Source organism: bacterium (assembly GCA_018814885.1).
Taxonomy (GTDB): Bacteria; Krumholzibacteriota; Krumholzibacteriia; order LZORAL124-64-63; family LZORAL124-64-63; genus JAHIYU01.
In genome coordinates, this window is sequence record JAHIYU010000016.1 from 1 (window position 1) to 13,039 (window position 13,039).

General features: G+C 69.8%; 9 protein-coding genes. 3 read left to right on the forward strand and 6 right to left on the reverse strand.

Features of this window, described 5'->3' with window-relative positions:
* Positions 1-58: 58 nt before the first annotated feature.
* Genes KJ554_00840 through KJ554_00850 form a run of 3 tightly spaced genes read right to left on the reverse strand, consistent with a single transcriptional unit; the run spans position 59 to position 3,567 of the window.
* Entirely contained in the window at positions 59-1,453 is a 1,395-nt protein-coding gene (locus KJ554_00840; protein ID MBU0740877.1) for a hypothetical protein, read from the reverse strand.
* Positions 1,454-1,463: 10 nt separating this feature from the next.
* Positions 1,464-3,170 carry a DUF3373 domain-containing protein gene (locus KJ554_00845; protein ID MBU0740878.1) on the reverse strand — a complete coding sequence of 569 codons (1,707 nt, stop codon included), beginning with the start codon at positions 3,168-3,170 and terminating at the stop codon, positions 1,464-1,466.
* 31 nt (positions 3,171-3,201) lie between these two features.
* Positions 3,202-3,567 carry a cytochrome c gene (locus KJ554_00850; protein MBU0740879.1) on the reverse strand — a complete coding sequence of 122 codons (366 nt, stop codon included), beginning with the start codon at positions 3,565-3,567 and terminating at the stop codon, positions 3,202-3,204.
* 333 nt (positions 3,568-3,900) lie between these two features.
* On the opposite strand from KJ554_00850, the gene KJ554_00855 reads away from it, so the two are divergent.
* The 3 genes from KJ554_00855 (at position 3,901) to yedF (ending at position 9,797) form a co-directional block, all read left to right on the forward strand.
* Positions 3,901-6,279: a M6 family metalloprotease domain-containing protein gene (locus tag KJ554_00855; GenBank protein ID MBU0740880.1), complete on the forward strand. Its 2,379-nt coding sequence runs from the start codon at positions 3,901-3,903 to the stop codon at positions 6,277-6,279.
* Between the two features lie 104 nt (positions 6,280-6,383).
* A complete protein-coding gene (locus tag KJ554_00860) occupies positions 6,384-9,407 on the forward strand; it encodes a hypothetical protein (protein ID MBU0740881.1) in 3,024 nt (1,007 codons plus the stop codon).
* A gap of 48 nt (positions 9,408-9,455) precedes the next feature.
* Positions 9,456-9,797 carry a sulfurtransferase-like selenium metabolism protein YedF gene (yedF, locus tag KJ554_00865; GenBank protein ID MBU0740882.1) on the forward strand — a complete coding sequence of 114 codons (342 nt, stop codon included), beginning with the start codon at positions 9,456-9,458 and terminating at the stop codon, positions 9,795-9,797.
* On the opposite strand, the gene KJ554_00870 is transcribed toward yedF, so the two are convergent.
* The 3 genes from KJ554_00870 to KJ554_00880 form a co-directional block, all read right to left on the reverse strand.
* Complete coding sequence (locus KJ554_00870) at positions 9,794-10,822, reverse strand: hypothetical protein (protein MBU0740883.1); 1,029 nt, start codon at positions 10,820-10,822, stop codon at positions 9,794-9,796. The two genes, yedF and KJ554_00870, sit on opposite strands and share 4 nt — an antisense overlap.
* Before the next feature lie 74 nt (positions 10,823-10,896).
* Entirely contained in the window at positions 10,897-12,396 is a 1,500-nt protein-coding gene (locus KJ554_00875; GenBank protein MBU0740884.1) for a hypothetical protein, read from the reverse strand.
* 10 nt (positions 12,397-12,406) lie between these two features.
* Positions 12,407-13,039 (reverse strand): hypothetical protein (locus KJ554_00880; GenBank protein MBU0740885.1); only part of this gene is annotated, 633 nt, incomplete at its 5' end.

Below are 13,039 nucleotides of genomic sequence, written 5' to 3' on the forward strand. Positions count from 1 at the left end.
GGCGCGAGCGGGCGTAGCGGGGTTCCCGACCGCTCGCGCCGCCACACGACGCCCGACGTCACTTCATGCGCTTCAGTACGGGATCCTCCCTGTACCCGAGCGCCACCCAGTCCATGCGCCCGCCCTCGACGTGACAATCCAGGCACGCGAGCGCCCGCTCCTTGGGCACCACCCCATGGAAGATCCCCATCCACCGCCGGGTATCCACCCAGTCGTACGCGAAGTCCTCCAGCCCGTACTGGTGATGTCCGCCCTCGTGCACGGCCTTGTCCATGTCGCCGTCGGCGAAGAACTCCTCCACGCCGATGGGCACCAGCCAGCGCCTGTCCGCGAGCACGGGCAGGCAGCCCCGGTGCAGCTTGAAGGGATGGATCCTCGCCTGCTTGTCCTTCTGCGAGCCCTCGGGGCTCATCATGTGGACGGTGCCGTCCTGCTGCACCTTCACCGCCTCGCCCATGAGCTGGTGGCGCGTCCTGCCGTTCCACCAGGCGTATGCGGGCGTGACGTCGCTCTCGAAGACGATCGTCGCCGAGTACTTGTCGGCGTCCTCGTGGTAGACGGGCGTCGACCAGTCGCGGGACATGTCCGTCGGGTCGGTCCTGGCGAAGGTCGGGATGTGGCAGGCGGCGCAGGCGATGCGCGTGGCGTGGTGGTCCAGGACCTTCGTGCCGTGGGGGGCCGCCTCGTGGCACTCCTCGCAGCTCAGCCGCGGGCCCGGGGCGTCGGTGCCGGACAGGTCGGCGCCCCGGCCCCTGACGCGGTGGTCCTCGCCGGCGTGGCAGTCCGCGCAGGCCATGTCTCCGCCGTCGGCGCCCATGTGCACGTCGTACGCGCGGTCGCACTCGGCCAGGGCGTACTCGATGTCGCCGCGCTTGAAGTTGGGGCCGCCGCCGGCGCCCGAGTGGCAGCGGAGACACATCTTGCGCTTCGGCATGGATATCCGCTTGGAGACCGCGTCAAGCCCATACTGGTTGCGCCAGAGTATCGGCTGCCACTCGGGGGTGCCGGCGGCATCGTCGTAGAGGTCGCGCCGGTAGCCGTCGGCGTGACAGATCAGGCAGTCGATGTTCTCGAGCTGCTCCTGCGACAGCGTCGGCTCGGGGCGCAGGCCCAGTCCGGCGTGGCACTTGGAGCAGCCCTGGGCCAGCACCTTGCCCTGGCTGTTGGTCACGTTGCCGATCCAGTTGGCGCCGGGGCCGGTGCAGAAGTCGTTCATGGTGTTCAGCTTGCCCAGGCGGCGGCCGCCGCCGGCGACGATGTCGGGCGTCTCGCCGGTCCACTGGTAGTGCTGCGAATGGAAGAAGGCCTCGGCCTCCTCCCGGTGGCATTCCAGGCAGGTGACGGTGCCCTCGTAATGCTCGAAATATTCCTGGTGCGTGTACGCAGGCGTGTCGCCGGCCCACGCGGGGCCGGCGGCCGCCAGGATCACCAGGAGCGTGATCGCGTTTCTCATGACCGCTCTCCTAGAAACGAACCGACGTGCTCAGCGAGATCTGGTTGACCGCGCTGTAGGTCGGGTAGCCGAGGATCGGCGTGTCGTTCAGGTCCTTGGGCGCGCCCAGGTGCCAGCCCGACCCCGAGTAGTCGTAAGCATAGTGCATGTAGTCCAGCTTGACGATGAAACGCTTGTCGACGCGGTGGGTCAGGTAGGCCTCCCACACCTCGCCGCGGGTGCCGGTCTTCGGGGCCACGATGTCGTCGGCGCCCTGGCTGAAGTTGAACCAGTACTTGCTGCCCTTGTTGTACTCCAGGCCGACCTTGGTCTTCTCGTCGGCGAAGCTGTAGCGGGCGCCGGCGTAGGCCATCTTGCCAGTCTGCTCCTCGGGGGTCTCGAAGGGATCGCAGAAGAGGCCGCCGAAGGGCGTGGTCACCAGTTCGGGGTGCGACTTCATGACGCTGTAGCTGGCGAAGAAGTCGAAGCCCCTCCACTCGCGCATGACCAGCAGGCTGGCCAGGTCGATGTCGCCCAGGTTGGTCGAGGGCGTGAAGCGCATGACCATGGGCGCGCCGATGGCGTCGCCGCTGACGGGGTTGTCGGGCAGGACGACCACGCCGTTGAAGCCGTCGGTCGCGTCGAAGGCGCGCAGGACGGTCGCCTGGACGAAGTTCTCGCCCTTGCTCCACACGTCCCAGTTGAAGCCGAAGAAGTGGGCGTCCTTGAGCCGGTCGGCGGGACGCCGCAGGTTCTCGGCGGAGCCGAAGCCCGACTCGTAGCCCAGGCCGTAGCACAGGCGCAGCTTGGAGTTCTCGTGCACGTCGAAGCCGGCGGTGATGCCGTCGAACTGGAAGTCGACGACCGAGCCCAGGGGCGTGCCGCCGCGCATCTCGTCCTCGCGCAGGTGCAGCGGCGGACCGCCGGTGCTGGGGCGGCGGCCGATGGACAGGTACAGCGAGGAATCGCCGATCCTGTTCCAGTTGAAGTAGGCCCGGTCCACGCGCAGGATGTCGCTGTTGGGCACGCGTGTGGTGTTGCCGTCGATGTTCAGGCTGTTGCTCTGGCCGTTGAAGACCTGCAGGCCGGTGCTGTCGCCCCAGGGCTTGTACATGGACAGGCGCCCGGCGAAGGACACGTCGTCGGCCACCTTGGCGTTCATGTTCAGGCGCAGGCGGCTGGTGTAGAGGATGTCGTTCTTCCAGTCGTAACCGCCCTGCATCACGCCGGGGGCGGCCAGCATCAACTGCATGGCGCCGTCCTGCAGGCCGGCCCACTGCTCTGGCGTCAGGGTGGCCGGATCCATGCCGTTCATCACGGCCATGGCGGTCAGCAGGTCCTGCAGGCCGCCCCGCAGTCCCGCGAACGTCAGCGAGTTGGCGTAGGCCATGTAGTTGCCGCCGTTCTGCATGACGTACGTGCCGAGGGCGGCGAAGTCCATGGCGGTGGGCGACGCCATGGGCAGGGTGCCGTTGGCGCCGAAGTAGAACAGCGTCTGCGCCATGACGTTCTGCAGGGCCATGCCGTCCATGTAGTCGGGGATGTCGGCGTCGATGTTGTGGGCCTCGAAGCGGAAGTCGCCTGTGAAGTCGACGCGGTCGGTGGCGGCCTTGCGCTCGACCAGCCGCAGGCGCTTCTCGAGATCCTTGATCTTCTTCTCCAGGTCGGCGTCGGCGGCCTGTGCGGCCATGGCCGTACCGACGGCCATGATCACCACGAGTGCGAGAATCTTCTTCATGGTTCTGCTCCTCCGGGTAGAACGAACGGGGCTATCCACAGGTCATCGGATGTTCGGAGTCGGCGGCGCCGTCGACGCAGAACTTGCGGATGGCCTTGAGCATCGCGGGCGTGATGGTGTCGACGACCTTGGTCGTGTCGTCCGCGGACACGGCCAGGCCCCGGTGGGTCTCGAGGTAGTTCTCGTCGAAGAAGCGTTCCCACTGCTCGATGATCAGGAACATGGGGGTGTATTCGCCGGCGTCGGCGTCCTCGCCGTGGCAGATCTTGCAGTCGGCCTTGTAGAGCTCCTTGCCGTCGAGTTTCTCGGGTTCGGCCTTCTTCTCGTCGGCCGAGGCGATACCGGCCAGCAGCAGCACGAGCGCGGCTGTCGTCAGCAGGACCAGGTTTCTCTTCATCGCGGTCTCCTTCGCGTCGGTGAAGCGGAGCATTTGAAACGGGAGCGAATCGATCTCTGATTATCAGGTATCCAACTCCCAATCTATCGGTGGAATATGCTCTGTCAATAAAATTCGAACACAATATAATAATGTTTTAATGATATATGCTGCCATTATCGACAGGTGCCACTATCCTCTTGGCGAGAAAGGTGATATACTTATACGAGGTACGTAACATCACCCTGCCGGACAGGAGGTCCGGCTTATCGGGCCGGCCTTTCCGATCGGCCCGACACGACCACGGAGGGGGATCCCGCAGTCCCCAGCCAGCCCACACACCCGGAGGATCCCATGCGTTGCGCTGTCCTGCTGACGCTTTCGATCGCCCTCTTGTTCATGGCGGGTACCGCCCTGGCCCATGGCGGCCACCACGGAGGGCCTTCCCCGGTCGCAGCCGACCCCGATCTGCTCTCGCGGCTGGGTCCCGCCGCGGTGGCGAAGCTCGCCGGCGGCGGCGAGCCCGAGGCCGATCTCTATCGCCTCACCCTCGCGGAGATCGCCGCGGGCAAGTCGGCCAAGGTGACCGGCACCGGTTCCTGCCTGCTGATCCTCTTCCAGTGGACGGACCATCCGGCGGACGGCGTGGCCCACCCGGGTTCGGCCTACAACGACATGATGTTCTCCGCCGGCACTTACGCCACCGGCAGCGTGAACGACTTCTACCTGGAGAACAGCTACGGGCAGTACGGCGTGACCGGGCTCGCGTCGGGCTGGCACACCTCGAGCGGTCTGTACGCCGCCTTCGCGCCCACCGATTACGGCCAGGTGCGCGACATGATCGCCGCGGCCGTCGCCCAGCTCGACCCGGTCATCGACTACAGCCAGTACGACAACGACGGTCCCGACGGCGTGCCCGACTCCGGCGACGACGACGGCTACGTGGACGCCCTCTTCTTCGTGCACGCCGGCCCCGGCCGCGAGCAGACCGGCGACGACAACGACATCTGGTCCCACGCCTGGGCCTTCTACGGGGGGCTGTCGACCGGCGACGGCGTCGGGATCTACCGCTATTCCGTGGAGCCGGAGATGCTCTCGGACGGCGCCCAGATCACCATCGGCGTCTTCGCCCACGAGTACGGCCACGTGCTCGGGCTGCCCGATCTCTACGACACCGACTACAGCACCAGCGGCATCGGCGACTGGGGCCTGATGAGCGGCGGTTCCTGGTGCCGCCGCAGCGGCGATCCCGTGGGCAGCAGCCCCGCCCACCTCACCGCCTGGAGCAAGTGGAAGCTGGGCTGGTTGACGCCGAACGTCGTCACCGCGGACCAGCTGGGCGCGACCTTGCCGCCGGTCGAGACCAGCGCCGTCGCCTACCGCATCTTCCGCGGCGGCGCGACCGCCGGCGACGAGTTCTTCCTGGTCGAGAACCGCCAGCCGATCGGCTTCGACGGCGGCCTGACCCGACGCCAGGTCGATCTGGGCCTGCCCCAGCCCCAGGGCATGATCATCACCCACGTGGACGAGTCGATGAGCGCCAATTCCAACGACAACCACCGCCTGGTCGACATCGTCGAGGCCAGCCCCTGGTTCCACGCCCCCGGCGACTGGATGGAGCACCTCGACGGACCGCGCGACTACGCCCTGCAGCTCTGGCTCGACCAGTACAACCGCGGCGACAACGGCGACGCCTGGCCCGGCTGGTCGACCGCCAGCCTCGATTCCACCGACTGGATCGGCCCGCGCGACCGCGATCGCTTCGCCGACGACACCATCCCGCCGGCCGAGGACTACTTCTGCGACGCGTCCGGCATCGCCATCGAGAACATCGCCCTGGCCGGCCAGGACGTGACGGCCGACTTCCTCGTCGGCGCCAAGCGGCTCCCCGCGGTCTCGCCGGACAAGTCCTTAACCTGGACCTTCGAGACCGACAGCGAGGGCTGGCTCTTCTGCCGCGGCTACGTCCACCACGACTTGACCCAGGGCGGGAGCTGCGGCGGCGCGGGCGGCCTCTGGTTCGGCTTGGACGACGCGGACTACGTGTGCCCGCCGGGATACGGCAACAACTGGAACGACTTCACGTGGCGCACGGTCGGCGTCTCCGACGGCGCCACCGTCAGCCTGCGCCACCGCTACGATCTCGAGGTCGGTTACGACTTCGCTCGCCTGGAGGTGCGCTGCGCGGGCGACCCCGAGGTCGCCTGGTACGAGATCGCCTCCTTCGGCGGCTACAGCGACTGCGTGACCGACACCTGGGCCATCCCCACGTCCGCGATCTCCGCCTGCGCCAACGCGTTCGGCTTCGCCGTGCTGGACCTGCGCCTGCGGCTCGATTCCGACGAGGGCTGGTCGGCCGAGGACGGCGGCTACTGCGGCATCGGCTGGTGGGTGGACGAGATCACCATCACCGGCGAGTACGCCGTCGGCGTCGGCGACCTGCCGGGCGCGGGCCTGCCCGCCATGCTGCGCCCCGCCTCGCCCAACCCCTTCAATCCGGTGACCGCGTTGAAGTACCACGTGCCGGCCGGCGCCCGCGAGGTCGGGCTGTCGGTCTACGATCAGCGCGGCCGCCTGGTGCGCGACCTGTCCGCCTCGCCGGAGGCGGGCTGGCAGGAGCGCAGCTGGGACGGGCGCGACGAGACCGGCCGCAACCTGCCCAGCGGCATCTACTTCGCGCGCCTGAACGTGGACGGCGCCCTGCGCATCCAGAAGCTGGCCCTGCTGAAATAGGCGGCGCCGGGGACGCGATCGAGGGGTTCGGGACCTCAATCCCGGGCCCCTTTCGGTATTTTTTCGTCGCTGAGATTCGCATTTTTGCTATCATGTGCGCCATGATGCACCATCCGAAGCGCACGCGTTCCCTGTTGATCGCAGCCCTGATGCTCGTCGTCGCGACGGCGTTTCCCGCGGCGGCGTCCGTCCACAACATCCACCTCTACACGGACAGCACGCCCGACTACACGAGCCGCGAGGATTTCCTGGAGTCCGCCACGGGCATCTGGGACGATCCCCAGGACCAGGCCATCGCGATCTGGCGCTTCATGGTGCGCGGCCACCGTCAGACGCACGCCACCCGGGAGGACGGGCGCCCGCTCTTCGATCCGATCTACTTCTACAACAGCTACGCCAACACCTTCTGCGGCTACGTGGCCGGCTACTACACGTCCTTCGTCGACGCCATGGGCGGGGCCTGGCGTCATCGTTACGTCGAGCTGGGCGACCACACGGTCGCCGAGGTCTCCTGGGACGGCGGCGCCGACTGGCACATGTTCGACACGTCCATGGTGATCTACGCCCTGCAGCCGGACGGCCTGGTCGCGTCCTGCGCCGACATCCAGGCCGCCCACAGCAGTCCGCTCTCGCTGGCCCTGGGCGCGGCGGGCCCCGAGCCCGGCAGCTACTACCTGTACCACGCCGCGCCCGAATGCATGACCAATCCCGTCGATCCGGCGCGCGCCGGCGACCTGAGCTACCCCTGGGGTTACCGCAAGGCCTGCGACAAGCCCGTCGACTACGTGCGCACCCTGCGCAACGGCGCCGATTCGTACATCTCCGGTTTCGTGGTCCAGGACTGGTTCACCCACGTGCGCCACGGCTGGCGCTACCGCCTCCACCTGCGTCCCGGCGACGAGTACACGCGTTACTGGCAGCGCCTGGGCGACAGCGAGGACTTCTATCGCCCGGCGGGGACGAGCGATCCCCACGCCACCTCGCCGGTCGGCGATTTCCACGGCACGGGCGTCTGGCATCACGAGCCGGACCTGACGAGCGTCGACTACCGCCTGTCCATCCACGACGAGGCGGGCGTCGTCCACGTCAGCGAGACCGGGCCCGGCCCCAACCTGCGGCCGGCGGCCGCGGGCGAGACGGCGCGCCTGGACCTGAAGGTCGACGCCGCCAACGTGGCGACCTCCGGCTTCGTGAGACTGCAGGGACGGCGCGACGCGGCGGGCGATGCGGTGCGGCTGCTCTTCACGCGCGACGCGGGCATCAACTGGACGCAGATCTGGTCGGCGCCTGCCGCCGGCGCCTTCGACCAGGAGGTGGCGCTGGCGCCGTCGCTGGTGGGCGGCGCCCACGAATACCTGCTGCGCATCGAGATGAGCGCGGCCGCCGACCCGGGCGGCTGCGGCCTCGACGCCGTGCGCGTGACGACGCTCACCCAGGTCAACGCCTTCACCCTGCCCCGTTTCCAGATGGGCGAGAACAAGGTCCGCTTCGCCCTGGGCGAACAGCTGGCCAGCCAGACCCTCTGGCCCGTCCTGCACGACGACGGGGGCGGCGGCCGCTACCGCGACACCGCCGAGAGCTGGGAGAACATCGACGCCCTGGCCGACGCCGACGCCTTCCATCGCGCCCTGCTGCGCCCCGCCTCGTCCGCCGCGCCCGCGCAGGTCACCTGGCGGCTGTCCACGCCCACGCCGATGACGCGCGTGGAGTACGGCGGCAGCTTCGTCACCCGCATGAACACGCCCGACGACTTCGTGAACCTGTCCCACGCCTTCGACGGCGGCGCGCGGATCGCCGCGGACTCCTTCGGCGCCGCGTCGTCCGGCACCTGGGACGGCCGTCTCTTCGTCTCCGCCGCCGCCCCGCCGGCCGCCCACGAGGTGCGCCTGCGCTTCGACATCGGCAGCACCGCGCCCGAGGTCTGGCAGGCCACCGGCATCCAGGACCTGCTGATGACCGTGCTGCACGAACCGCGCGACCCGTCCTTCGCGCCCGTCGAGGTGACGTTCAACTGGACCGAGTTCCACGGCGAGCGGACCGTGACGCGGGCCCACACGCGCGTCGTGGACGCGGCGCAGGACATGTGGCTGGTCAACGTGGGCGGCGACCGCGACCCGCGGATGAACTGGGTGCGATTGCGGCTGGTGGACGGCCCCGTCGCCGCGGGCTACCTCGGTGGCGACCCCGGCCCCGGCGCCGGCTACGACAAGCAGGTGGTGCGCTTCGACTGGCTGGACGACGTCTCGCGCGGGCGCCCCTACACCGTCAGCCGCCCCGCCTCGTCCTCGAATCCCGACGACGGCGGCGACCTGACCAACGGCTGCATCACGCCGCCCACGACCTACTGGAACCACAGCGTCGTCCAGGAGCAGGGCGCCCTGTGGGAGGCCGGCGCGCCGCTGGTGGTGACCCTGAACCTGGGCGCCCAGCAGAACGTGGCCGCCCTGCGCGTCAGTACCCAGCAGCCCAATCCCGATTTCGGCCACCCGGCCGCTATCGCCGCCGAGATCTCCGACGACGGCGCGAGCTGGCGTCCCTTCGGCGAGGCGACCCACGACCAGGTGTGGCATCCCGAGGGCAATTTCCTGGACTGGGGCTACGCCCACTCCTCGGCCTACGACGCGCTGCCCGCCGGCGGCCGTCTGGCCTTCCCCTTCTGGATCCTGCCCGCCGCGCCCGACGCGGGCCGCCACCTCCGCCTCACCTTCACCCTGCAGGACGGCCGGGGTCTGGGCGTGTCCGAGATCCAGGCCCTCGACCGGGTGACCGTGGAGGACTGGCCCGACCGCGAGGTCTGGATGCCCGGGACCACCGCCGTGTCCGACGGAGGCGCCGCCCACGACGCGCCGCGGGCGCGGCCGACCCTGCACTGCGCGCCGAACCCCTTCAATCCGAGCACGCGTGTGGAGTTCGAGGTGCCCGTGACTGGCCCCGTCTCGCTGCGGGTCTTCGACGTGCGCGGCCGCGAGGTGCGCGTGCTGCGCGACCGGATCCTGGCCGCCGGACGCCACGTCGTCACCTGGGACGGCCGCGACAGCGCGGGCCGCGTCGTGGCCGCCGGGGCCTACTTCCTGGCGCTGCGCACGGTCGCGGGCGATCGGGTCAGCAAGGCCGTGCTTGTCAAATAGCGGTCCGCCGCCGATGATCCCGCCCCTACCCATCCCCCGGGAGAGACCATGGACAACACGGTGGTATTCGTCGCCGGCGACCGCCTCGGCCGGGGCGACGACCAGCTCGGCGAGGCCCTCATGCTGGCGGCGATCAAGAACCTCGCGAAAGCCGGCGGCGGCCTGCCGTCGCACATCCTCTTCATGAACAACGGCGTGAGGCTGTGCTGCACCGGGTCGAACGCCCTCGACGACCTGCGCGGCCTGAGCGCGGCCGGCGTGGAGCTGCTCAGCTGCGGCACCTGCCTGGACTGGTTCGACCTGAAGGACCGGCTCGCGGCGGGGCGCGAGTCCAGCATGATCGAGATCATCGGGCTGCAGAAGGAGGCCGGACGGGTCGTGCGGCTCTAGTCGGTGACGAGCTTGAAGCCCAGGACGGGCCGGTAGTGCGGTTCCGTGGGCTCGAACAGGCTCAGATACTCGATGCCGGAGCCGTCTGCGATCTCGACGCCGTCCCGGAAGTGGAGGCCGTAGGTGTACTGGGCGCTGGGGATTTGCAGCACGCCCTGGGCGTAGGCGCCTGTCATGCCGAGCTCCACCTGCCTGCCCCGGTCGTACAGGGTCAGGCTGCATTCGTCCTGGACGAAGAACCAGTACGCCAGATCGTAGCAATCGTCCTGGAAGCCGTCGGCGGTCTCGATCAGGATGTGGACCTCCCAGTTCCCGTGCACGAAGTCGCAGGTGGGCGGCGGGACCTCGATGTTGACGGCCGCATCGCCGCTGGCCCCGATGTCGACCGTGCTGGTCGCGGTGATCGTCACCAGGGGCGGGTCCGGCGCGGACCCGGGCGCGGTGTAGCGGCCGGCCCCGTCCAGCGAGCCGGCGCCGGCGGGAAACAGGCTCCAGGTCACGGCGCGGTTGTCGCACCCCGTCACGCGGGCCAGCAGCTGCAGGCTCGCCTGCGGCGGGAGCGTGATGTAGGACGGCGAGACGGAAACGTCGATCCGCGGGATCTCGTCGCCGGGCGCGCCGAAGAGGGTGCCCTCGATGTCCTCGCCGCCGGCGGGCTTGCCGAAGCCGCCGAACGTGCCGGTGAGGGTCTCGCCGTTCGCGGCGACGTCGAAGGTCATGTCGATCTCCCAGGGCCTTTCGTTCTCCTCCCACCGGACGGCCAGGGTCACGCGGCGGCCGGTCACGTCGCCCGTGAAGTCGCCCTGCGCCGTGGAGAAGACGACCGTGTCCGCGGCCGCGGCGAAGGCGCCCGGCACCAGGAAGGCGTCGACGGTTGACCGGGGGCTGAGGCGCAGGGTCCAGGGCCCGTCCAGCAGGGGGGCGGGCGGCTCCCCGGCCGGCGGCGCGACCGCATCGTCGTCGCAGGCGACGAACGACAGACAGACGATCGCGAAGATGGCGGCGAGCGGACCGAGGCGAAACATGGCGCCCTCCTGGATGTCGGGCGAGGGCTGGGATCACACGGTTAAGTCTACGGCATTTAGTCTTTGTGATGCAACTACGGCGCCACCACCACCTCGGCCGTGGCGGTGTCGGCCTCGGCGCCGGCCAGCACGCGCGCGCTCAGGATCAGCGTGGTGTGCTCGACCACCGTCGGCGCCGTCCAGTCGATGCTCCAGGCCTGCAGCCCGGCCGCGATCTGCCAGCCGCCGCCTCCGTCGAACTCGACGGCGTCGAGCGGGTCGCCGCAGGTGCCCGCGACGGCCGTGCCGGTGACGGCCACTACCGCGCCGCCCGCGACGGTGTCGGCCGCGGCGATGGTGACGTCCAGCACTTCGGCCGGCAGCCACTGGATGGACGCGGAGACGGGGGCGGGATCGAACCAGTCGTTGCGGAACTGGCCGTAGACGGTCTTGACCAGACCGCCCGCGCAGCCGCCGTGCGTGAAGGTCGTCGTCTGGGCGTAGTCCTGCCACGCCGTCGCGGCCAGCGCGCCGACGCTCTCGGCGAAGCGCATCCGGGTGGCGACGGCCACGGCCTGCAGGGTCAGCGCCAGGGCGGGCGTCGACTCGGCGCCGCCGTTGATCAGCAGCGTGACGCCGTCGAGGTTGCCGGGTACGGCCAGCAGGCTGTCCACGCGGGTGAAGCCGAAGTCGCACGTGAACTCCCCGAAGACGCGCTGGGAGTCGGGGGCGGCGTCGAGCAGGTAGCCGGCGTAGAGCGTGTCGCCCTGGAGCCAGGCGGCCGCGGGCAGGTTGCGGCGGTCGTCGGCGAAGCGCATGAGCGTGACGCCGTCGCCGAGGATCTCCAGCACGGGGTTCATGCTGGCGACCTGCGTCACGTTGCCTGCGAGCTGCAGCTGCGGCGCGAACGCGACCTCGATGGAGTCGTGCCAGGCCGCGCCGGCCGCGCCGCCCGTGTACACCCGCAGGTAGACGTGCTTCCAGACGCCGTTGCCGTCGGCCGCGCCCAGGTCCCAGGGCACGGTGACCTCGCCGCCCTGGTCGAAGACGTGGAAGCTGCCGGACGCGAAGTCCGGCGCGGCGCTGAGCTCGGCGCTGTCGCCGACGGCTGCGCGCACGAAGAGGTCCAGCTTGCGGGAGGCCGCGGCCTCGGTCTCGCCGAGGCGCAGGTAGGGCGGCGCCATCAGCGCGGCGGCCCGCACGGAGCTGATCGCCGAGCTGGAGCCGTTGATGTCGACGGCGCGCACCTTGTAATAGTTGTTCCGGTTGGGCGCGTAACCGGCATGCGTGTACGCATGTGTCGGGTACTCCACCGACCCGGCGACGCTGAACGGCCCGCCCTGCTGTAGGCTGTGCAGCACCTCGTAGCCGACGATGCCCGCCAGGGACAGGCCGGTCCACGTCACGAACACGCCCCCGTCCAGATAGACGGCCACGATCCCGAAGGGGTCGCCCTGATAGGGGCCGTCCGGATCGAGGGGGTTGTCGTAGGAGGGCGCCGCGGGCTCCTGGGTGCAGCCTGCGGCCAGGGCCAGGACGGCGAGCGCCGCCAGCAGGGCGGGCCAGGCGCGCGGAAGGTTCGTCTCGATCGACATCTGCGTACTCCTAGAAGCTCAGGCGCCAGCCGACGTGGAAACCGTCGCCGCAGGCGGTCCGCCGCGGCGCGTCGAGCGAGATACGGTCGGGGGGCGGCGCGGGCCGCGGCCCCGGGCCCATCTCCGCCGACGGGAAGCGCAGCCACGCGTCCAGGACGCTGACGGCTACCGCGCCCGCCGCCGCGGCCAGCGCGGCGTTGCGCAGGTCCAGGGCGCTCCGCATGCCCGCGTGCTTGTCCTCGGCCCGCGTACGGTAATAGGCGAGGTCGTCGGGCAGGAAGGCCGCGCCGTAGGCGTCGAGGGCCAGCAGGTACTCGTCCTTGCGGTTCTGGGCGTTCATATCCGCGACAAGGGCCGTGAGCAGGCCGCCCACCTCCACGCCGGTCAGGATCCAGCCCAGGGTCGGCCGTCCCACGTAGCGCTGCCCGGATCCCGCCAGCATCAGGCTCTGCAGCGCGGCGAACTTGCGGCTCATGGGCATCAGGCGCAGGTGCAGGCGGATGGTCTGGTGCGCGCCCTCGGCCACGAACTTGCGGCGCATCGGCAGCATGCCCGGCAGTTCCGCCGTGACCGTGTGCCAGCCGTCGGCCAGGGCCACCGGGGCGTCCAGCGGCAGTGGGCCGGCGTCCGCGCCGTCGATCAC